At 55.3% G+C, this 19,360-nt stretch carries 18 protein-coding genes and 1 pseudogene; 9 read left to right on the top strand and 10 right to left on the bottom strand.

The window, feature by feature from the left end; translation table 11 throughout:
• Positions 1–24: 24 nt before the first annotated feature.
• Positions 25–774 (bottom strand): superoxide dismutase, encoded by a 750-nt coding sequence (locus tag CHB83_RS04165; RefSeq protein WP_089331787.1) that lies wholly within the window; start codon positions 772–774, stop codon positions 25–27.
• A gap of 618 nt (positions 775–1,392) precedes the next feature.
• On the opposite strand from CHB83_RS04165, the gene CHB83_RS04160 reads away from it, so the two are divergent.
• Positions 1,393–2,685 carry a T9SS type A sorting domain-containing protein gene (locus tag CHB83_RS04160; protein WP_143436987.1) on the top strand — a complete coding sequence of 431 codons (1,293 nt, stop codon included), beginning with the start codon at positions 1,393–1,395 and terminating at the stop codon, positions 2,683–2,685.
• An 84-nt stretch (positions 2,686–2,769) separates the two neighbouring features.
• On the opposite strand, the gene CHB83_RS04155 is transcribed toward CHB83_RS04160, so the two are convergent.
• The gene (locus CHB83_RS04155; protein ID WP_089331785.1) at positions 2,770–3,486 is read right to left on the bottom strand and encodes a 3-ketoacyl-ACP reductase; all 717 of its coding nucleotides are present in this window, start codon (positions 3,484–3,486) and stop codon (positions 2,770–2,772) included.
• Between the two features lie 315 nt (positions 3,487–3,801).
• Between CHB83_RS04155 and CHB83_RS04150 the strand changes: the two genes are divergently transcribed.
• Complete coding sequence (locus CHB83_RS04150) at positions 3,802–5,655, top strand: DUF885 domain-containing protein (protein WP_045690323.1); 1,854 nt, start codon at positions 3,802–3,804, stop codon at positions 5,653–5,655.
• A 98-nt stretch (positions 5,656–5,753) separates the two neighbouring features.
• Here the strand turns inward: CHB83_RS04150 and CHB83_RS04145 are convergent, their stop codons facing one another.
• Entirely contained in the window at positions 5,754–6,632 is an 879-nt protein-coding gene (locus CHB83_RS04145) for an aldo/keto reductase (protein WP_089331784.1), read from the bottom strand.
• Positions 6,633–6,903: 271 nt separating this feature from the next.
• On the opposite strand from CHB83_RS04145, the pseudogene CHB83_RS04140 reads away from it, so the two are divergent.
• Both CHB83_RS04140 and CHB83_RS04135 read left to right on the top strand, forming a co-directional pair.
• A pseudogene (locus CHB83_RS04140) lies at positions 6,904–7,137 on the top strand (hypothetical protein); the annotation flags it as partial.
• Between the two features lie 380 nt (positions 7,138–7,517).
• A complete protein-coding gene (locus CHB83_RS04135; protein ID WP_045690294.1) occupies positions 7,518–8,027 on the top strand; it encodes a DUF4126 family protein in 510 nt (169 codons plus the stop codon).
• Positions 8,028–8,100: 73 nt separating this feature from the next.
• Here the strand turns inward: CHB83_RS04135 and CHB83_RS04130 are convergent, their stop codons facing one another.
• Positions 8,101–8,421 (bottom strand): hypothetical protein, encoded by a 321-nt coding sequence (locus CHB83_RS04130; protein ID WP_089331782.1) that lies wholly within the window; start codon positions 8,419–8,421, stop codon positions 8,101–8,103.
• 103 nt (positions 8,422–8,524) lie between these two features.
• On the opposite strand from CHB83_RS04130, the gene CHB83_RS04125 reads away from it, so the two are divergent.
• The gene (locus tag CHB83_RS04125; RefSeq protein ID WP_089331781.1) at positions 8,525–9,274 is read left to right on the top strand and encodes a Dph6-related ATP pyrophosphatase; all 750 of its coding nucleotides are present in this window, start codon (positions 8,525–8,527) and stop codon (positions 9,272–9,274) included.
• Positions 9,275–9,374: 100 nt separating this feature from the next.
• On the opposite strand, the gene CHB83_RS04120 is transcribed toward CHB83_RS04125, so the two are convergent.
• The 5 genes from CHB83_RS04120 to CHB83_RS04100 all read right to left on the bottom strand — a co-directional run bounded on the left by CHB83_RS04120 (position 9,375) and on the right by CHB83_RS04100 (position 13,931).
• Positions 9,375–10,247: an RES family NAD+ phosphorylase gene (locus tag CHB83_RS04120; RefSeq protein WP_179225450.1), complete on the bottom strand. Its 873-nt coding sequence runs from the start codon at positions 10,245–10,247 to the stop codon at positions 9,375–9,377.
• 138 nt (positions 10,248–10,385) lie between these two features.
• Entirely contained in the window at positions 10,386–11,342 is a 957-nt protein-coding gene (locus CHB83_RS04115; RefSeq protein ID WP_045687210.1) for an MBL fold metallo-hydrolase, read from the bottom strand.
• A 60-nt stretch (positions 11,343–11,402) separates the two neighbouring features.
• Positions 11,403–12,920 (bottom strand): HTTM domain-containing protein, encoded by a 1,518-nt coding sequence (locus tag CHB83_RS04110; RefSeq protein WP_089331779.1) that lies wholly within the window; start codon positions 12,918–12,920, stop codon positions 11,403–11,405.
• Between the two features lie 111 nt (positions 12,921–13,031).
• Positions 13,032–13,616 carry a hypothetical protein gene (locus tag CHB83_RS23480; RefSeq protein ID WP_143436986.1) on the bottom strand — a complete coding sequence of 195 codons (585 nt, stop codon included), beginning with the start codon at positions 13,614–13,616 and terminating at the stop codon, positions 13,032–13,034.
• Between the two features lie 51 nt (positions 13,617–13,667).
• The gene (locus CHB83_RS04100; RefSeq protein WP_089331777.1) at positions 13,668–13,931 is read right to left on the bottom strand and encodes a hypothetical protein; all 264 of its coding nucleotides are present in this window, start codon (positions 13,929–13,931) and stop codon (positions 13,668–13,670) included.
• 406 nt (positions 13,932–14,337) lie between these two features.
• On the opposite strand from CHB83_RS04100, the gene CHB83_RS04095 reads away from it, so the two are divergent.
• The 3 genes from CHB83_RS04095 to CHB83_RS04085 all read left to right on the top strand — a co-directional run bounded on the left by CHB83_RS04095 (position 14,338) and on the right by CHB83_RS04085 (position 16,278).
• Positions 14,338–14,745, top strand: a complete 408-nt coding sequence (locus CHB83_RS04095) for a thiol-disulfide oxidoreductase DCC family protein (protein WP_045687208.1) — start codon at positions 14,338–14,340, stop codon at positions 14,743–14,745.
• A gap of 115 nt (positions 14,746–14,860) precedes the next feature.
• Positions 14,861–15,865, top strand: coding sequence for a zinc-binding dehydrogenase (locus CHB83_RS04090; RefSeq protein ID WP_089331776.1), 1,005 nt, complete (start codon positions 14,861–14,863; stop codon positions 15,863–15,865).
• 134 nt (positions 15,866–15,999) lie between these two features.
• A complete protein-coding gene (locus tag CHB83_RS04085; RefSeq protein WP_089331775.1) occupies positions 16,000–16,278 on the top strand; it encodes a hypothetical protein in 279 nt (92 codons plus the stop codon).
• An 80-nt stretch (positions 16,279–16,358) separates the two neighbouring features.
• Here CHB83_RS04085 and CHB83_RS04080 read toward each other — a convergent pair whose 3' ends face one another.
• A complete protein-coding gene (locus CHB83_RS04080) occupies positions 16,359–17,990 on the bottom strand; it encodes a CotH kinase family protein (RefSeq protein WP_089331774.1) in 1,632 nt (543 codons plus the stop codon).
• 186 nt (positions 17,991–18,176) lie between these two features.
• Between CHB83_RS04080 and CHB83_RS04075 the strand changes: the two genes are divergently transcribed.
• Positions 18,177–19,301 carry a metallophosphoesterase gene (locus CHB83_RS04075; RefSeq protein ID WP_089331773.1) on the top strand — a complete coding sequence of 375 codons (1,125 nt, stop codon included), beginning with the start codon at positions 18,177–18,179 and terminating at the stop codon, positions 19,299–19,301.
• Positions 19,302–19,360: the final 59 nt, after the last annotated feature.

Genomic DNA, 19,360 nt, shown 5'->3' with positions numbered 1-19,360 from the left:
TTTATTGTGGGCTTACGCTTTGGGCTAGCCTTTGCGGGCTTCCTCAAAGCGGCGCGTTACTTCACTCCAGTTCACTACGTTCCAGAAGGCTTTCACGTAGTCGGGGCGCTTGTTTTGGTACTTGAGGTAGTAGGCGTGCTCCCACACATCGAGGCCCAGCAGCGGGGTGCCGCGCTGAATGCCCGGTACGTCCATGAGGGGGTTATCCTGGTTGGGGGTAGACGTGATGGCCAGCTTGCCCGACTTCTTGTCGTGGATCAGCCAAGCCCAACCCGAGCCAAAGCGGCCCGTTGCTGCCTTCGTAAATTCCTCGGTGAACTTCTCGTAGGAGCCGAAGTCCTTGGTAATGGCCGCGGCCAAGGCACCAGTGGGTTGCCCACCGCCTTTGGGGTCGAGCAGCAGCCAGAAGAAAGAGTGGTTCCAGTGCCCGCCCGCGTTGTTGCGAATAGCGTCGGGCTGCTTACTAGCCGATGCCAGCAGCTGGGCCAGGCTTAGCTTTTCCTCGGGCTTACCGGCTACGGCCTCATTCAGCTTCGAAACGTAAGTTTTATGGTGGGCATCATGGTGGATTTCCATCGTCTTGGCGTCGATGTGGGGCTCCAACGCATTGAAGGCATAGGGTAGCGCCGGCAGCGTGAACGGGCCGTCGGCAATAGGCGTGGCGCGGGCTTCACGCAGCAATTTCTCTTCGTGGGCAGCTGCCAAGATGGCTGGGCTTACCAGAGCGCCTACCATAGTAAGCAGGCCGTTTTTCAAGAAATCTCGCTTCAGCATAACAGAACTAGGTGGAAAGTGAAAAGAAGCGAGCTGCTTCTGCAGCCCGCCCCAAGGTACTCACTACTTACCTACAAGTAGGGCATCCTGTTTCAGCACAGCCGTAATAAATGCCGAGCTTTTTCTATTCAGTGGCCGCGTAGGCTTCTTCTTCACCCGCTGAGTAAGCGGCGCTAGGCGCCACTTGTCAGCCACTAAGCGGGCATGAATCGGTAGCTGCTGCGCTGCGCCTGCCTTGGTGCCGGAGTCCGTCAGGGGCTGTGCTGCAAGCTAGATGTAGGGACTGCTAAGGGCGCAACTACGTGAGGGTTGACCTTGCCATTAAGAGCTACTCGATTTATAATAATAGATTTTAAATAAGAAAAAATATTCTGTTTGTGTTATTTGATAGGTTATACTGAATATTGATAAAGTTATTATAAATACCAGTACAGTTCAGAGCTAAAAGGGTGTTTTAGCAATTTAGTGAAAATAGAGGCTTAGTTGTGGTGCCAACATAGTACGTATTCATGTTTTGCACTACTTATATTTTGCTAATAAAAAATAGAATCATAAGATGTTGATACACGTACATTTGACAGAATTTATAGAGGCCTATTACTCCCACCCTGAGTACCCATGAAAACAACTACTCTTACTATTGTTCTATTTTCAATGATGTGTCTGAGTTTCGTGCAAGAAACCGCCGCTCAGGTCATTTACACATCAAATCCGAAGGGAGGGCGCTGGAGCGACCCAAGCACTTGGACTGTCACAGGACAGAAAACGGGAAGCAAAGTGCCCACCAATGAAGTGAGCCGCAGAGGCGACAACAACAGCAATATTATCGTCATCAACTCACCGGTTATTCTGGACCGTGACTACACCGTAGATGGCAAAGATGGACACATGACCATTACATCTGCTGGCTCCCTGGTGGAAGATGGCACCGACCGTCGTCTTGACTTTGCCGAAAAAATGGGGTCAGACGAAAACCGCCTATTGCTGAATGGCCGGTTGGCGGTCAGTTCCATTAGTTTTATGAAGGCCGATGCCACCATCAATGCCCCCATGGAGGCTGATTGCAGCATTGCCGTTGGTAACAACGCTACGCTCACTATTGGTAGCACCGTGGCCATTGACGGCAACTTGGTAGTGCGCCAGGGCAACCCCAGCCTGGTAGGTGCCGGTCAACTAGCCATCGGAGGCTGCGTCATGACGATTGACCAGGGAGTACAGCGCGGCCTGTTTGGCTCTGATCTGCGCGTGTGCCTAGGTGGTAAATCCACAAACTGCGGCACTGAGAATTTGAAAGGCATGAGCTGCAACGACCGAGTACGCGAGGCTATTGCGGTGAACGACTGCTCGCCGCTGCCCGTGCAACTGGTGAGCTTTGCGGCCCGTAGCACGGGTGGTCAGGTGTACTTGCAATGGGCCACGGCCTCTGAAATCAACTCGGCTAGCTTTGCCGTGGAGCGCTCTGTTGATGGTCACTCCTTTGAGCAAGTCGCCCTGGTAGCAGCGGCCGGAACCTCTTCTGCGCGCCGCAACTACACCACAACAGATGCCCAGCCCCAGCCCGGCATGAACTACTACCGTCTGCGCCAAGTAGATCTGGATGGTAAAACTGCCTACTCCCAGGTATTACCCGTAGACGTTAGCAGCGGAGAGGCCCGCCAGCAAATGGATGTGTACGGTAGCCTTGCCGGCCAGCCTAGCCTCAATGTAACCATGCGCGTCAATGGGCAATGCCAAGCCATTCGGGTGCTGGATAGCATGGGCCGCCTTCTCTACACCGATCAGCTCCCTGCCAATGCGACGGGTAGCGTGAGCCGCCAGTTGCCTCTTACTGCTAGCAAGCCCGGTATCTACATTGTGCAAGCTCTTACCTCGGAAGGAGTAGTAAGCCGCCGGGTGCTTGTGCACGAGTAGGCTGCTCACTGCTACCACACTGGCACACAAAAAGCCCCGCAAGCACTGCTTGCGGGGCTTTTTGTGTGCCAGTGTGGTAGCAGGTTAGGGGTTGGTGCTCCACATGCCGGCTTCCTTGATGAAAATACGACGGTTGAGCTTCAGCTGAGAAATGATGAACTCTGCCAAGTCCTCGGGTTGCATTACCTTCTCGGGGTTGCCGTCGGTGAGCTTGTTGTTGATGGCTAGCTCGGTGGCTACCGTGCTGGGCGTTAGGGCCGTCACGCGGATGTTATGTTTGCGCACCTCCTGCATCAACGACTCTGTGAGGCCCATGATAGCAAACTTGGAAGCACTGTAGGCGCTGGTGGTTGCGGCACCCCGCTGGCCAGCAGTAGAGGCAATATTGATGATGTCGCCGGTTTCGCGGGCAATCATTTGAGGTAGCACGGCCCGCGTGGCGTAGTAGGTACCCATCAGGTTTACCTGAATGATCTTCTCCCATTCGGCGGGGTCCATATCAACCAGCTTGGCGAAGGTGCCAATGCCCGCATTATTGATGAGAATATCAATGCTACCTAGTGTGGTAGCGGCTTGCGCTACGGCGGCCTCCACGGCGGTGCGGTCAGCTATATCGGCCGTTACTACCACGGCTTTGCCGCCCAGTTGTTCTATTTCCTGCGCCACGTCGCGCAGTTGGCTTTCGGTACGGGCTAGCAAGGCTACGTTGGCACCTTCCTGCGCCAGGGCTACTGCAATGGCGCGGCCAATTCCTTTGCCTGCACCCGTTACCAGGGCGTTCTTACCGGCTAGTGATTCCATGTGTGTAGAGAGAGTAGAAAGTAAGTTGATAACAGCCTAGCGGAGCCAGAAACGTTCCGTAGGCTGAGGTGAGCATGACTACAACCCATGCGGCTGCCCGATGTTAACGGCTGCCGCAATAAAATGGTAGCCCTCCGCGTGAACTACTGGCTTGTTGCGCTCAGCAGCTGTAGGATGTGAGCCGGCTAAAAGCCAACGCTACGGCCGAATCCGCTGGGCTCCCCGCAGAATATGCGGTTGGGAAGGAGGGGAGCTATAGTTACCGCTGCCCAAATCCGTGTACCTTCCCGTTCTGAACACAACCTCCCGTTATCCATGAAAAAACTCGCTCTGGGTGGCCTGCTTGCTTGCACGTTGCTGGCAGCCTGCAACCAGCAAAAATCCTCGGACCACAGCGGCGCTGCCAGTGCCGAAACCAGTCTTGCCGACGTGAAAGACATCAACCAGCTGTTTGAGATGTACTGGGAAGACAACGCTAAGTTGTTTCCCCTCGATGCGACTACCCAAGGCGACAACCGCTACAACGACCAACTGCCCAACGATGGCACCAAGGCCTTCCGGGAGCAATTGCGTGCCTTTTACCAAAAGTACTTGGATGGGTTGCAGAAATTCGACCGCGCCAGCCTCTCAGAAAACGACCGTATCAGCTACGACATCTTCCAGTACGACTTGCAAACCAAGCTGGAAGGCTTGAAGCTGAATACGTGGATGATGCCTTTCCAGCAGTTTTGGGGCTTACCCATTACGCTAGGGCAATTTGGCTCGGGCGAGGGGGTGCAGCCATTTAAAACGGCGAAGGACTACGACAACTGGCTGGGCCGCGTGCACGGCTTCACGGCCTGGGCCGACACGGCCATCGGCAACTTCCGGCAGGGTATAAAAGCTGGGGTAGTGTTGCCCCGCGCCCTTGTAACGAAGATGGTGCCGCAGATGCGCGACCTGGAAGTGACGGACCCCACCAAGAGCCTGTTCTACGGCCCCATCAATAAGCTGCCCGCCGATATGCCCGCCGCCGATAAGGAGCGCCTCACGGCGGCGTATAAAAAAGCCATTCTGGAAGAGCTGGTGCCTACCTATAAAAAGCTGGGCGACTTCCTGGAGAAAGAGTACCTGCCTAAGTCGCGCCCCAGCACGGGTATTGCAGCCGTTCCGGGCGGACCGGAGATGTACCGCTACTACGTAAAGAGCTGGACGACTACCGACAAAACGCCGGAGGAAATCTACCAGACCGGCCAGAAAGAAGTGGCTCGTATTCGGGGGGAGATGGAAAAGGTGAAGGCGCAGGTGGGCTTTCAGGGCGACCTGCCCGCCTTCTTTCAGCATCTCAAAACCGACCCCAAGCTGATGCCTTATAAAACGGCAGAAGACGTGCTGAACGCCTTCCGGGGCATTCAGGCCAAAATCACTCCCAACCTACCCAAGATGTTCGGGCGCACGCCCAAAACCCCTTTCGAGATTCGGGAAACAGAGAAATTCCGTGAGGCGTCGGCGTCGGCAGAATATAACCAGGGTTCCCCCGATGGCTCCCGCCCCGGCATCTTCTATATTCCCATCGTAGACGCTGCCAAGTTCAACGTCACTTCGGGCATGGAGTCCTTATTTCTGCACGAAGCTATTCCGGGCCACCACTATCAGATTTCGTTGCAGCAGGAAAATACCCAGCTCCCCAAGTTTCGCCGTTTCGCGTGGTACGGAGCTATGGGCGAAGGCTGGGCCTTATATACTGAGAGCCTGGGTAAGGAGTTAGGGCTTTATACCGACCCCTACCAGTATATGGGCGCCCTAGGCGACGAGATGCACCGGGCCGTACGCTTGGTAGTAGATGTGGGCATGCACACCAAAAACATGACTCGTGAGGAAGCCATTAAGTACATGCTCAGCAACGAGGCTATCAGTGAGGAAGGCGCTACCGCCGAAATTGAACGTTACATGGCTATTCCGGGCCAGGCCTTATCTTATAAGATAGGTGCTCTGAAAATTCGGGAGCTGCGCCAGAAATACTCCCAGCAGCTAGGACTGCACCGCGACAAGCTGCGCGAAAAGTACGCGGGTCAGAATCGGGAGCATTTCAGCCTCTCGGCCTTCCACGACGAGTTGCTGAAGGATGGCGTGATGCCCCTGGCCGTTTTGGAGCGCAAGATGGATAACTGGGCTGCCGGACAGAAATAGTCAGAGTGGCACGCAGGAGAAAGGGGGAGTACCAGGAAATACTTCCTGGTACTCCCCCTTTCTCCTGCGTGCCACTCTGGTGCAGTTAGGCGCGAAACCTAATGGGCCGCTGGGGCTGGGCTCAAGGATTCCAACTCGGCGAGGTCTTCCGCCGACAGGGCAATGGACGCTGCCTGCACGTTTTCTTCTAGATGCTTCACTTTGGAAGTGCCCGGAATCAGCAGGATGTTGGGTGAGCGGTGCAGCAGCCAGCTCAGGGCTATTTGCTGTTTGGTGGCGCCGTACTTTTGGCCAATCTGGTCGAGCTTACTCAACGCCTCTTGGTTGCCGCCACTGAGTGGATACCACGGAATAAAGGCCATGCCGTTTTGCGCGGTGTAGTTTAGCTCGGCTTCCCACTTGCGGTTGTCTACGCTGTACATGTTCTGTACCGATGCCACCTTCACGTACTGCTGGGCTTTCTGAATCTGCTCGACGGTGACTTCCGAAAGGCCGATGTGCTTTACAAGCCCCTGCTCCTGCACTTCCTGCAAGAATTCCAGGGTTTTCTCAAATGGCACCTCAGGGTCTACCCGGTGCAGTTGGTACAAGTCAATCTGATCGAGCTTGAGGCGGGTGAGGCTACCCTCCAACGCTTCGCGCAAGTGGTTGGGGCTGGCGTCAATGGGCCATTGGTTGGGGCCAGTGCGGAGCAAGCCGCCCTTGGTCCCAATCACCAAGCCGGCGCGGTAGGGATGGAGCGCCTCCGCAATCAACTCTTCCGACACGTTGGGGCCGTAGCTGTCGGCGGTGTCAATGAAGTTGATCCCCAATTCTACGCTGCGCTTAAGCACCCGGATGCTTTCGTCGTGGTCCTGAGGTGGGCCCCAAATGCCCTCACCTGTGATGCGCATGGCGCCGTAGCCCATGCGGTTAATCGTTAAGTCGCCCCCTAGAGTATAAGTTGGCGAGAAGGTTGGCTTGGTTGTATCTGACATAGGAAAGAAAGTAGGGTTGATAGAATGGAGAATCCGTACGCGAATACGAAAGACGAGTGACGCTAGAAGTAACAGACGAAATGAGAAATCGGCTTAGCCATTTGCGCACCCCGACATGCGCGGTGTTTCAGCTGCTACAGGCGGAACTGTGATTACGGGGCGCCCATGAGGCAGAACTCAGTAGGATGTACTTGCCTTATGAAGCTTTCAAATTCTGAATTAGCCTTAGCCTTCGTGCTGGGGTGTTTATGACACGGCGTTAGTTTCTTGGTACATGGGTAGTACGTTTGCCCAAGCTGGCCGGGTTTCGGGCAGGGCTAGTGAAGCAGTTCGCCGCTCCCCACTACCCGTACCGATAGAGGAAGCCTTTGCAGCAGCGCTGCCCTTTGCAGAGGGCGGTATCGGGTTGCTGTTGGTGCTGGGGTTGTGTACGCGGCCTACCCTCACAGCAGCTATGCTAGTTATCCTCAGCCTCGTGTTTGGCAGTGCTTTGCTAGAGCAGTAGAATAGGGTAGGCACCCAGATGGTGTACAGCCTTTTCTTGTTTGCTCTGATCCTGCACTGCCGTCACAACTGCTTCCGCCTCGACCCCACACCCGCTGAGCAGTAACCTAGGATTGTGGGTGCGTAAAACCCATGCCCAAGAAGATGAATAAAATAGCTTGGTGGTCTATGGGTGAGTGGTATTGTGTTGGATATGAATGTGCTATGGTAGGTGCCTTCTGTTGGTGTAACTAAGCCCGTACAAGAGCTTTGGCTGCCTAAATTCCGCAACTGCTCTGGGGCCTTGCTTCTACTCAGTAGAAATATCCGACCCTGCCGGGCTGCTACCCGTTTAAGCCAACAACGCCTTTCTACTAGTTCATCCAACTTACTTCCTGACATATGAGCAAACACCTGTGGCAAACCGTGGGGTTGGGCACCTTGGCCGGTTTTCGGAGCATGACGGCGCCTGCCTTGTTGAGTAGCAACCTGCTCCAATACCGTCCGAACACATTGGCAGGCTCGCCGCTGCGCTACTTGCAGAAACCCCTAGTCGCCCATGGCCTCAAACTGCTGGCCGCCGGCGAAATGACGGCTGATAAACTACCCCAGATGCCCGACCGCATTACGCCTACTGCTTTGCTGGGCCGTGCGGCAGCTGGTGCGCTGGTAGGTGCTACCCTGTACAAAATCAACCGGGGCAAACAGCTCAACGGCGCTTTGCTGGGCGGTCTGTCGGCCATTGCGGGCTCCTACATCAGCTATTTCCTGCGCAAGCGGGCCACTGAAACGTCTGGCTTGCCGAGTGGCTTGGTAGGCGGTTTCGAGGATCTGCTGACCTTAGGCACTGGCTTAGCCTTGGCCAAGGGCAGCAACGCTGGGGAGGCAGAGTCGCGCCGCTGGACGCTGTAGTACTACCGCAAAACTAGAAAAGCCCATTGGTGTAGCACCAATGGGCTTTTCTAGTTTTGCGGAGGGCTTTAGGCTATTGCTCGCGTGAGGTGCCCCGGGCTTCCTGGTTCTGCTCGGGTAGGGTGTTGTTGGGCGAATTTGGGCTGCCGGGCGAACCATCCAAACCAGCCTGATTCGATGTTTTCTGGTCGGCGGCAGAGCCTTTGCCAATAGGCGTATAGGCTTCATCGCCCCCACTAATGCTGTCAAGATTCGTTTCGGTAGAGCGGGCTTTGGGAGCCTCCGTGAAGTCTTGGCTTGCTTGGGGGTCTTTGCCAGGGGTATTGTTATAGTCGCAGGCGGGCAGGGTAGCGAAGAGGCCAGCGGCCACAAAAAAAGAAAAGGCGCGTTTCATACAGGAAAGAATAGAAAGTCGGGAGAACAAGTAGAATAGTAGGTAGACGGTAGGCAGGCGCTTTCAGTTACACGTACTGCCCATTGCCGTTGTAGTATTGTGCATGAATGCAGCTCAACCCGCCCCGGCAATCTTTAATTGGAGTGGAGGCAAAGACTCTGCCCTGGCCCTTTACCACACGCTACGCACGACCCAACTGCGCATTGAAACCCTATTTACGAGCGTTAATAGCCAGTATCAGCGGGTGTCTATGCATGGCGTGCGCCGGGAGCTACTAGAAGCGCAAACCCAACGCATTGGTTTGCCGCTTACCACGCTGGAACTTCCCGAAACACCCAGTATGACCGAGTACGACGACCTGATGCGGGCGGCGCTGGCTCCCTGGCAGGCTCGCGGCGTATCGCACGCAGTCTTCGGCGACATTTACTTGGAAGATTTACGCCGGTACCGCGAGGAGCAGCTTGCCAAAGTGGGTATGCAGGCCGTGTTTCCGTTGTGGCAGCGCCCAACGGCCGATATCTTGCGCGAGTATCTAGACCTCGGTTTTCGGGCGGTAGTTGTGTGCGTCAACGAGAAGTACTTGGATGCTAGTTTTTGCGGGCGTTTGCTGGACGAGGATTTCCTGCGCGACCTCCCAGCGGGCGTGGACGCCTGCGGAGAAAACGGCGAATACCACAGCTTCGTGTTTGATACGCCATACTTTAGCAGCCCCATTTCCTTCCAGCGCGGCGACATTGTACGGCGTACCTATCAGCCCGCCGCCAGTACCAGCCCTGACTCCGACGAAGCCGCACCTAGCGCCCCTTCTCCCTTCGATACCGGCTTCTGGTACTGCGACTTGCTACCGCAGTGAAATCAATAAAGCATTGGTGCCACTGCCCAACAAAAAGCCCTTCCTCAAGTGCCTACACTAGGACCGGAGGAAGGGATTTTGTAGCACAGTTGGTTCTGGTTTATCTGTGCCAACGTCCCTGTTCAAAGTGGCAGTCGGTGGCGGTGGCACCTTCACGCAGCACCCAGTTGCCGGGCTGCCTCAGCCACTGCAAGCGCCCGTCGGGTTCGGTATGGCGGGCAAAGTCGAGGGAGCACACGTCGATGGTTTCGGTTCCGATGCCGTTCACACGCAGGTATTCCACGTAGTGCAAGGCCAGTTTTTCCTCATCAAGGCAGGAGCGGTGCAAGGCTAAGTTGTGCGCCGGGCTGGGCATAGCCGCCGATGGGTAGAGTAGCCCATCAAAGGCAGTACCTAGCTGGCAGGCCTCCGCAATGGCAATAGACATGCGGTAGTGGTGGGCCGAGTCATCATCGACAGTGCGGGTGAAAGCACGGGTGAGAAATCCGGCCAGAGCCCGGGTGTCGTCGGGTAGCTGGCGCAGGGCACGCCGTAGGGCGTGTTCACGGTCGGTGTGGGGGTCATCGGTACACACGTTAGCGTAGCCAAAGCTGACAATGCGCAGGGGTTTTTGGGTTTGCCAGCGTGCAATAACGATGTGGTCGTCGGGCTGCACGTGGGCTTCGAAGAAAGGTGGGTGCCAAGTGGCGCTACAATAGAAGACGGGCTCGCCAGCACGGTTGGCCCGCTGGTCGTGCTGAACGCGGTGCGCGGGTGGGTAGGATACTTCAGACAGGTAGGAGGGCCGCTGACCAGTAATGCCCCGGTACAACAACAAACCAGGAGCAAATTCTAAGCACCGCAGCGTTTGCCCTTCCAATAGCTCTTGTATACGCTCCACTAGCTCGTCAATAGAGTGCTTCCGCAAATCAAGCCGACTAAGGGAGGAGAGCTGCCGTCGAAAAGAAGGATTCTCATCAGATTGGGTGGGCATAAAAGACACAGTTTTCTGCAACGTGCCTTGCACCATACCGGCCATTGGCCAGCGGGGCGCAAGGCACGCTGTTAGAAATGGGTGGATATGAACGACAACAGAAACAGCCGAAAACAGCGCCCTGCTACTCCTTCGAGCCTAGTGCTTGTCTTGCTTCTTTAGCCAGAGGAGGCCTCCAAGTAATGCCAAGCTGGCTCCGGCAATCCAAACGGAGGCGGGTAGGCTTGCTGGCGGAGGCACTGATAGCACGCCCGTAGCATCGGCCTCGGCGGGCTGGCCTACGTAACGGCCATGTGAGGGCACCGCCTTATGGTCGAAGTTTTCAACCAAATCGGAGAGTTGGTGCTGTAACTCTTGGCCTCGCATTGGAATGCCATGTCCGGTAGCGGCAATCTGTGGGTTGAGTTCCGCGAGTAAGGCTACCGAGGTGCGGGCCTGCTGCCAATTGGGCGTGAAGTAAGCGGGCGGGCCGTGTACTTCCTGAGTTTGCAGCCACACGGCCGTTCCCGACTCTTGCTTTGTAGTTACGAAGGCATCACCGGCCAGCAGCAGCTTGTCTTCTTCGCGGAAGAAAGAAACGTGACCGGGTGTATGGCCAGGTGTGAACACCCAGCGCCAACCGGGTAGAAAGGGTACTGAACCATCCTCGGGCAGGGCCTGCACCCGGTCGCCCAAATCTAGTGGCTTCTTCGGATATAGAAACGACATAGCGGCCATGGCTCCGCCGCCTACTGTTGGGTCTGGGGGCGGGTAGCTAGAGCGGCCAGTGAGGTAGGGCAGCTCCAACGTGTGGGCATACACGGGCACATTGGGCCAGGTCTCCAGCAAGTGAGGAAGGCCGCCCACGTGGTCGAAGTGGCCGTGGGTAAGCAGGATAGCCGCCGGTGGGTTGTCGGGGCCAAAAAGGGCGTCGGCGGTGTGCGCGAGCTTGGTGCCCGAACCTGGTAAGCCGGCGTCAACCAGTACCCAGGGATCGGCAGGTTCGTTGGGGTTGCGCACGTAGTACACGTTCACGAATACATTGCGCAAGCCCCAAAGGCCCGGGGCCACGTAGGCCAAGGATGGGGTAGTAGCGCGGTTGGCAGTTGTTGACATAGCTTCAGAAAGACACAGAATGAGAGAACAGCAAAAGTGGAAAGGAAGACCCGGAGAGGCTTATGGTGCACAGCTACAAAGTACCTCGCGCACGGGTTGCACGGGTTGGTAGTTAGGCCGCGACACTTCCTTCATGTAGATGACATCGAGCTGACGAAGAGGGGCGTGCCCCGGTGTTTCGTGCCAGATGCGAAGCAAATAATTGCAGTAGTAAGGCCGCATGTACGCATTATCAACAAAGAGGTAGTTCTCCGAATACTTACGCCACCGGTCATTTTTGAACAGGGATACGACTGAAGCGGGCTTCTCGTACGTAACCACGGCCCCGTCTCGGTTCAGGTCGAGGTGTTGGCCAGAGGTAGTAGTGCCATCCAGAATGTACCAGCCATCGTCTTTGAAGACTGAGGGCGCGAACATGCCCCAGTGTTGGTCGATGCGCACGAGGTGACCCAGCCACCGCAAGGGCTCCCGCATGGTCCAGCGTGGCTCGGCAATGGTATCGAGATTCCACCAGCACACATAAGCTAGTAAGCCTACTACCAGCCCATCACGCATGCTGCGCAACAAGCCTTGAATGCCGGTAGGCGGCTTCCAGGAAGCTTCCACTCGCAAGCCTACAGCTTGTTGCCAGGCGGTCAGCCGAGGCCGCCAGGGCTGAAGTCGGCCCTCTACCTGAGAGCCTAACCGCTGAGCGCGGGGCACTATATGGCGCTCTAGCCACGCCATAGTAGTAGGCGGTAGTAGCCCCATAATAGAGGCAATATTGATGATGAAGAACAGACCCACAAATAGTGTGAGGCTAATGCCCAAGTGAAAGCCTAGCATCACAATCACAAACAGCAGCCGCCAGAACGTCACCCGGAATGGAATGAAGAGCACGAAAGGCAGCAGCATTTCCATATAGTACGTGGCAAACGTAAGCCAACGCATCAAATCGGGGTGGGGGTACAGCAGCCGGCCGCCGGGCATGAGCACTTGGTCGAGGCTCAAAGCGTAGTACAAAGCGGTGCCCTCCTGGCTCCATTCGGGACTGCTTTTCAGCAAGGCCGTGCACCAGTACACCAGCGCCAACTGCACAATGTAGGCAATGGTAGCCGCGCTGAAGTACGTGAGCTGCTCCGGTTTGGGCTGCTTCTTACTATCAACAGAGTATACCCTACCCCATGGCAGGAAAAACCCCCAAAACAGCAGCATCCGCAGTAAATCGTCGCCGCCTTGCGAAATAAGAGGGTTACGGTTTTGTACGGATACCAGCAGAATCCACGACAGTGCCGTTACCAATCGGGTATGATACCCCACAAGCAAGGCTACGGCTAAGCCCGCTGCTATCAGAAAAAGAATGGCTTGCACCTGCCACAGCCCGCTGCTATTGTGCAGGGAAAAGCTGTATTGGTTCCAGCCATGCTCATACAAAGCCCCTAGCGGTAGTACGCCTAAGTTGGAGTAGTGTGCTTCCAGGTCAGTAGCCCGGATGCCTATATCCAAGAGCAGCACAGCAGCTACGGCCGCACGCAATAGGGCTAGGGCGCGTAAATCAAGAACAAACGGACGACGAAGGAGGGAGAGAATCCGAAGCATGCCGTACCAGGGAAGACCAGAGTAGGAAATAGAAAAAAAGGCGAAAAGACGCAACCACTAGTAGTAGCCGGCCTTTTCGCCTTTTGAGGCTAACGCGAACGTAGACCTGAATTAGCGCGTGGTGCTGCCGCTGGTAGTACCGGAAGTGGTAGAGCCAGAGGTGCTAGTGCCAGAGGTAGAAGAACCGGAAGTAGTGCGGCCCGACGTGGTACGGCCAGAAGCAGTAGTGCGGCCCGATGTGGTACGACCAGAGGTCATGCTGCCACTGGTAGTACGACCGGAAGTAGTACGGCCAGAGGCAGTAGTGCGGCCTGAGGTAGTACGGCCGGAAGTCATGCTGCCGCTAGTAGTGCCGCTGGTGGTAGTGCCGCTCGTCATGCTGCCCGCAGTAGAAGAACCACTAGTTACGCTACCGCTAGTAGTGCCAGACGTAGTGCCCATGGTAGTAGAACCGCTCGTAGACATAGAGCCGGCGGTAGTGCCCGAGGTGGTACCGCCCGCGGTTGTTCCACCGGCAGTGGTACCGGAGGTGCTACCAGTTGTAGTACCTGAAGTAGTAGTGCCTTGCGTGCCTTGGTCGTTGCGCTGGGCGCTAGGAGCGGCATTCGTATCCTGAAGGCTACCTACGGCAATACCAGCTGCGCAAACAAACGTGGTGAGGCCAAAAGCCCAAGCGGAGAAAGGTGACTTTTTCATTGGATGGAAAGAAGATGGTGGATGGTGTCGTATCGGAATAGGAAAGTATTCTTAGGGCGTGACGCCTGCCGAGTCGGTGCCGGCCGTAGAGGAGCCAGCAGCGTTGGTGCCATTGTTAGCTCCGGTAGTAGGGCCGTTGCCGCCCATAGCGCCGTCGCCGGCCATGCTTTGCCCTTCGTTGGTGTTGTTGGCACTACCGGCTGTTGAGGTACCCGAGGAGGCGTCAGCGTTTTCGCTCTGGCTGCTTCCGCAAGCGCCTAAGGACAGGAGGCTCACAAAGCATGCGGCCAGCAGTATTCTGGGTTGTACAGACATACGTAGGAAATGAGGTGAAAAGAATGACCCCCCGGCATGGGTATCCAACTGCTCCATTTTCATCAAATTACTGCCGGGCTCCAGAAAACTCTATCCTCCTATACGGTCAGATGCGAACAGCAAATGACAATTAGCGGGAAGAATTTATACGTATTTTAAGATTGGAGATAAAAGTATAAATACGTAAGAGGGCTTTACGGGCCTCTTTAAAAGTAGGTTAGGATGGGCAGAGCTACTCGCAAGTGGCATACAAGCTAAACAGGCTGTAAGCGCCGTGTTTGCCCAAACAGAGAGCCAAATTTTGTTGTTACTTTCAGTGGACTGCTACCTTATAGTCTGGCGTACCCTAGTACACGTACTACTCTAGGAACAGCGTTTTTCCCACCTCTTTTACATATCTGCGGCTATGGCATCCTCCTCTGCTACTATTCTATTTGATGGCGTTTGTAACCTGTGCAACGGGTTTGTGCAGTTTGTGATTGAGCACGATGCAGCCGGGCGTTTCCGCTTTGCAGCCCTCCAGTCTGAGAAGGGGAAAGCTCTGCTGCAAGCTCACGGCATTCAGCCCGTGGCTGAGCCCGGTACGGTAGTATTGGTACAAGATGGTAAGGCCTATACCCACTCGGCGGCGGCGCTAGGCGTGCTGCGTGGGTTAGGTGGCTATTGGGCGGCGGCAGCTACGGTACTGCTGTTGTTGCCAAGGCCCATTCGCGACGCGGCGTACCGCCTAGTAGCCCGTAACCGCTACCGTTGGTTTGGGCGGCAGGAGTCGTGCTGGCTGCCTACCCCCGAGCTGGCCGCTCGGTTTCTATAAGTTTCCTAGCCACTCAGCAGCAATAAATAGCCACGGGCCTCTCGGGCCGAAAGGTGGCAGCGTTGTGTTCCTACCCGGTAGTGCTACCAAGTAACCACCGGTCAATTCTCTCCCTATGCAAGCTCTTGTTCTGGATGGTATCAACCAGCCTCTCCAACTCCGCGACGTTCCTACTCCCCAACCCGGCCCCGGTGAGGTACTTGTGCAGCTTCATGCTGCAGCTCTTAACCACCGCGACGTTTGGATTCAGAAGGGGCAGTACGCGGGCCTAAAGTTTCCGATTGTTCTGGGCGCCGATGGGGCGGGCATCGTTGCCGCCCTTGGCGAAGGCGTAGAGCAGGTCCTGCTTCACCAGCCTGTACTCATCAACCCCGGTCAAAATTGGGGCGACAACCCCGCGGCCCAGGGCCGCGACTTCCAGATTCTGGGCTTGCCGCAAGATGGCACCTTTGCCGAGTTTGTATGCGTACCGGCCCGGTATGTCCGGTCCAAACCCGCGTACCTGAGCTTTGAACAAGCAGCCGCTCTCCCCTTGGGCGGTGTTACGGCCTACCGCGCCACGTTCACGCGGGCCCAGGTGCGTCCTGGCGAGCGGGTACTCGTGAGTGGGGTAGGTGGGGGCGTAGCTCTACTTGCCTTGCAGATGGCCGTAGCCATTGGTGCTGAGGTGTGGGTTACTTCTGGTTCAGATGAGAAGATTGCCAAAGCTGTGGCGTTAGGAGCCAAAGGAGGAGCCAACTATAAAACCGAAAACTGGCCCGCTACGCTAACTAAAGAAGCGGGAGGCGGCTTCGACGTGGTTATCGACAGTGCCGCCGGCTCCGGCTTCAATAACTTAGTAGATGCCGCTGCTCCTGGTGGGCGGATTGTGTTCTATGGCGCTACCCAAGGTGATATTCCAAACGTAGCGGCGCGCAAAATATTCTGGAAACAGCTGTCCGTGCTAGGCTCTACCATGGGCACCGAACAAGATTTTGCCGCTATGATAAACCTATTCGAGCAACACCGCATTGAGCCAGCAGTAGACCAAATCTTTTCGTTAGCTGAAGGCGAAAAGGCGTTGCGTCATATGGATGAAAGCCTACAGTTTGGGAAAATTATTCTGCAAATAAAGTCTTGATTCGCAGCTAGTTGTACAGGCTGTCTTTTGCGGAAAAATGCAAGAAAAAGTCCTCGTTCTGGGAATGATACTGGCCCCAAATCGGTTCTATAGCTGACTGAAATTATAAGCTGACTTTCTCTTGCCATCTGGATATGAAAACGCCTGCTGAATACTTGAATTGCCCCGTTTTTGAGCTCACGTACCCCACCGGCGAGGCGGCCGAATCGGTGCCCGTTGTAGCGTACAACGATGCAATCCAGGCTGTGGAAGCAGCTCTGGCTGATGCGGAGAAGTACAAATACCTGCTAATGCGCGCCTTGCGTCGTCATGCTGCCGAAACTAAGCAGTATCCGGCCCCAGTAGCCCTGCCATCAGCCGAAACAGAAACACGAGTGTTGCCTCTTTACTCGCCCGATGAGTTGGCGGCTTAACGGCACACTATCCTACATAAAAGCGCCCCACTAGCTTGGCTAGTGGGGCGCTTTTATGTACCAGCATATTCTTCTCGCCACTATATGGCCAGCTTTTGTACCCGTAAGGTCTGGCTACCCGCTGGTGAGGTTAGGCGTAAGAAATATAGCCCCGCCGGCAAATCAGCTACGTTAGAAATAGTGCTAGTTTGGCTTCCAGCGGCTTGGTTGGTCAACTGCTGACGGCTCACTACACGCCCAAGAGTTGATAACAGTTCCAGTGATACTGCCCCCGCCACACGTTGCTCATATCGGATGGTTAAGTTGTCGCTGAACGGTGATGGGAAAGCCACTAGTTCCAGTTCGGTGGTACGTTGCGCCTGGGTGCTAGTAATGCTGCCATTCGGGCGGCCCGGTAGGTTATTGTCCATCCACAGAAGGCGGTCGTGTACCCACTGCTTGATGTTGCTGATTTCACCAGCGTAGGAAGTAGCAATGGGTTCTGGGTTGGGCCATACATACTGCCCCATGATCGGCCAGGCCTGGAAATTGCGTTCCTGGCTTTCGTTGAGTTGTGTAGCCGAGGAATCAATCATGTGGTACAAGTGCTCCTCGCTTAGCTGCGCACTGCGCAAAACCGTCCAGCGGCTGTAAAGTGCCTCCGTGAAAGCAGGGTCTTGCAGCAAGCGCCGACGCCAGAAAGGTCCCGTTTGTGTGTACTGCCAGCCCTCGGTTAAATGGCTGTCATTGTAGTTGGCGTTGTGCCAGGCCAGATCAAAATCCCATACGGGTCCCATTACCAGCTTGCCACCTTTGCTACTGCGGTCCTTATAGAAGAAAGTGCTGGAGTAGAAAGAATCGACGTTACGGCTGAGCTCAGTAAGCAAGAAATAGTCTATGAAAGAAGGTACGTCCAGATAGCGACGGTAGCCCACGGCCGGGTCGGTAAAGTTGGGACCGGCCAAGGCGACTTCAAAGCTGTCTATGTAAGCCGCAATGTAGTTGAGCTGGGCTGGCACTAAGTCCTTCAACTTGGGGTATTCTACCTGAATGTAAGGAGCCGCGTTGGTAGGAAAATCGGGGTCTGCTTGCCGAGAGTAGAAACCGCCGGCTGGGGTGCCAGTTAGTTTATCTAATTTCAACAGGTAACCGCCCGTTACGGCATCACCACGTACATCGGTGCTTTTTAGCTTGCTGATGTTTACGCGGTTGCTACCCCGCTTGATCTTCTCTCCAAGAACATATACGCCCTTATACTCACCATTCAAAAATAGCTCGCAGTAGCGGCTACGGCTGGCGTATTGTCCTAGCTGAGACGCCAGCTCATAAGTGAGGGAGTTGCGTAGGAGCGTTTTGTCGGCGTAGTTGGCTGTGAGCACCCAGTCGTGTTCAGCGGGCATTCCGAGCAAGGTGGTATCTAGCTCTTCTCCATCACGGTCAAGCGTCTCCAGGCCGTAGCTTTTCTTGGGCATTGACTGCGACGATGAACCGCGTAGCTCAATACCAATACGCCCTTTGTATTGGTTGGGGACATCCGTAAGCGCATTGCGCTGGCCCGGACCACGGTCAATAATGCGCATCTGTGCGGCCACTTTCGGATCGTCTACAATCGTGCTGCCTTGCGTATCAATAACGACTAAGGGAAGATTAGAATCCGTAAATGGTGGGGCCACCTGGCCGAGTGTGGGCAGGGCAGGGCCTGCAAAAAGTAGAAGCGGTAACAGTAGCTTCATAGAGTATAATAAGGGAAGATGTAACCAGGACGAATAGATCCGCTTGCGCTAACAAGCAACCTCTGATGAAAGAGGGTCTTCTATAATGGGAGCGCGAAGGAATGGTAAAATAGTTGTACTATAGCAAGTGTGTTACCTTTTTATTATTTATTTAATATCTTTAATTTAAATATAACAAACCACACTATGCAGGTTCTTCGGGGGGCAAGAGTAGCGCGCCAAATTGTATTTATTCTACTGTTGAGTTTATCGAGCCTTGCATCCTTACAGGCGCAGCGCTTCGCTGTTGTTGGCGACTTCGGCTCGGGCCGCTCTACAGAAGGAGATGTAGCCAAATTGATAAATAGCTGGCAGCCGGAGTTTATCATTACCATGGGCGACAACAATTATGAGAGAGGAAGTGCCGCTACTATTGATGCCAACATTGGGCAGTTCTACCACAGCTACATCAATAACTACAAGGGTAGCTATGGGGCGGGCTCTAGTACTCCTCGGTTTTTCCCCAGCTTAGGCAATCATGATTTATATACGTCGCTTGGGCAACCCTACTTCGACTACTTCACGCTGCCTGGTAACGAGCGGTATTATGATTTTGTGCGTGGCAACGTGCACTTCTTTGTATTGAATAGCGACGAAACCGAACCCGACGGCAACACCAGCGAATCGGTGCAGGCGCGTTGGTTGCGAGCGGGACTAGCAGCGGCCACCGAGCCGTGGAAGGTTGTGTACATGCATCATGCGCCCTACTCTTCAGGCCCGCACGGTAGCACAGTTGCGTTGCAGTGGCCTTACCGGGCCTGGGGAGCCTCCGTGGTGCTAGCTGGCCACGACCACCAGTATGAGCGCCTACAGGTAGATAGCCTCACCTACATAGTGAACGGGCTGGGCGGTCACAGTCGCTACTCCACGTTGGCGCCGGTGCCAGGCAGTCGGTTCCGATACACGGGTAATTATGGAGCTATGCGTGTGCAAGCCAGCCCCGATAGTCTACACTTTGCCTTTATAACGCGTAGTGGGCAGCTTATCGAGCAGTTTACCCTGCGGCAACCCGTTAGCACAGAAATTCTTAGCGTACTTCCCAACCCATTTACGACTAGTGCCAAGGTTACGGTGCAGTTGCCAACAGCGGGACCAGTAGTAGTGCGGGTCGTTAGCGCATCGGGGCAGGAGGTTGCGCGCTTGTACGAGGGTGCACTAGCGGCCGGTTCTCACGTGCTACGCTGGAACCGGCAGGCGCTTCCGCAAGGTGTGTACTACGTACAACTCCTGACGGAAGGGCGACGCTATGCCCTAGCTGTGCAGGTGCAGTAAGTTTGGTAGAGGTAGCACAAACACTAAACAGTGGGCCCTAAATAATGCAGGCCGCCCCC

The sequence above is a fragment of the Hymenobacter mucosus genome (assembly GCF_900188255.1).
Lineage (GTDB): Bacteria > Bacteroidota > Bacteroidia > Cytophagales > Hymenobacteraceae > Hymenobacter > Hymenobacter mucosus.
Note: the sequence above shows the minus strand (reverse complement) of the source record. Positions and strands in the feature narration are given on the sequence as shown.

Bases quoted from the DNA above. Each gene is read 5' to 3' on its own strand.
- CHB83_RS04165 (WP_089331787.1), bottom strand. From the start codon at position 774: ATGCTGAAGCGAGATTTCTTGAAAAACGGCCTGCTTACTATGGTAGGC.
- CHB83_RS04160 (WP_143436987.1), top strand. From the start codon at position 1,393: ATGAAAACAACTACTCTTACTATTGTTCTATTTTCAATGATGTGTCTG.
- CHB83_RS04155 (WP_089331785.1), bottom strand. From the start codon at position 3,486: ATGGAATCACTAGCCGGTAAGAACGCCCTGGTAACGGGTGCAGGCAAA.
- CHB83_RS04150 (WP_045690323.1), top strand. From the start codon at position 3,802: ATGAAAAAACTCGCTCTGGGTGGCCTGCTTGCTTGCACGTTGCTGGCA.
- CHB83_RS04145 (WP_089331784.1), bottom strand. From the start codon at position 6,632: ATGTCAGATACAACCAAGCCAACCTTCTCGCCAACTTATACTCTAGGG.
- CHB83_RS04135 (WP_045690294.1), top strand. From the start codon at position 7,518: ATGAGCAAACACCTGTGGCAAACCGTGGGGTTGGGCACCTTGGCCGGT.
- CHB83_RS04130 (WP_089331782.1), bottom strand. From the start codon at position 8,421: ATGAAACGCGCCTTTTCTTTTTTTGTGGCCGCTGGCCTCTTCGCTACC.
- CHB83_RS04125 (WP_089331781.1), top strand. From the start codon at position 8,525: ATGAATGCAGCTCAACCCGCCCCGGCAATCTTTAATTGGAGTGGAGGC.
- CHB83_RS04120 (WP_179225450.1), bottom strand. From the start codon at position 10,247: ATGCCCACCCAATCTGATGAGAATCCTTCTTTTCGACGGCAGCTCTCC.
- CHB83_RS04115 (WP_045687210.1), bottom strand. From the start codon at position 11,342: ATGTCAACAACTGCCAACCGCGCTACTACCCCATCCTTGGCCTACGTG.
- CHB83_RS04110 (WP_089331779.1), bottom strand. From the start codon at position 12,920: ATGCTTCGGATTCTCTCCCTCCTTCGTCGTCCGTTTGTTCTTGATTTA.
- CHB83_RS23480 (WP_143436986.1), bottom strand. From the start codon at position 13,616: ATGAAAAAGTCACCTTTCTCCGCTTGGGCTTTTGGCCTCACCACGTTT.
- CHB83_RS04100 (WP_089331777.1), bottom strand. From the start codon at position 13,931: ATGTCTGTACAACCCAGAATACTGCTGGCCGCATGCTTTGTGAGCCTC.
- CHB83_RS04095 (WP_045687208.1), top strand. From the start codon at position 14,338: ATGGCATCCTCCTCTGCTACTATTCTATTTGATGGCGTTTGTAACCTG.
- CHB83_RS04090 (WP_089331776.1), top strand. From the start codon at position 14,861: ATGCAAGCTCTTGTTCTGGATGGTATCAACCAGCCTCTCCAACTCCGC.
- CHB83_RS04085 (WP_089331775.1), top strand. From the start codon at position 16,000: ATGAAAACGCCTGCTGAATACTTGAATTGCCCCGTTTTTGAGCTCACG.
- CHB83_RS04080 (WP_089331774.1), bottom strand. From the start codon at position 17,990: ATGAAGCTACTGTTACCGCTTCTACTTTTTGCAGGCCCTGCCCTGCCC.
- CHB83_RS04075 (WP_089331773.1), top strand. From the start codon at position 18,177: ATGCAGGTTCTTCGGGGGGCAAGAGTAGCGCGCCAAATTGTATTTATT.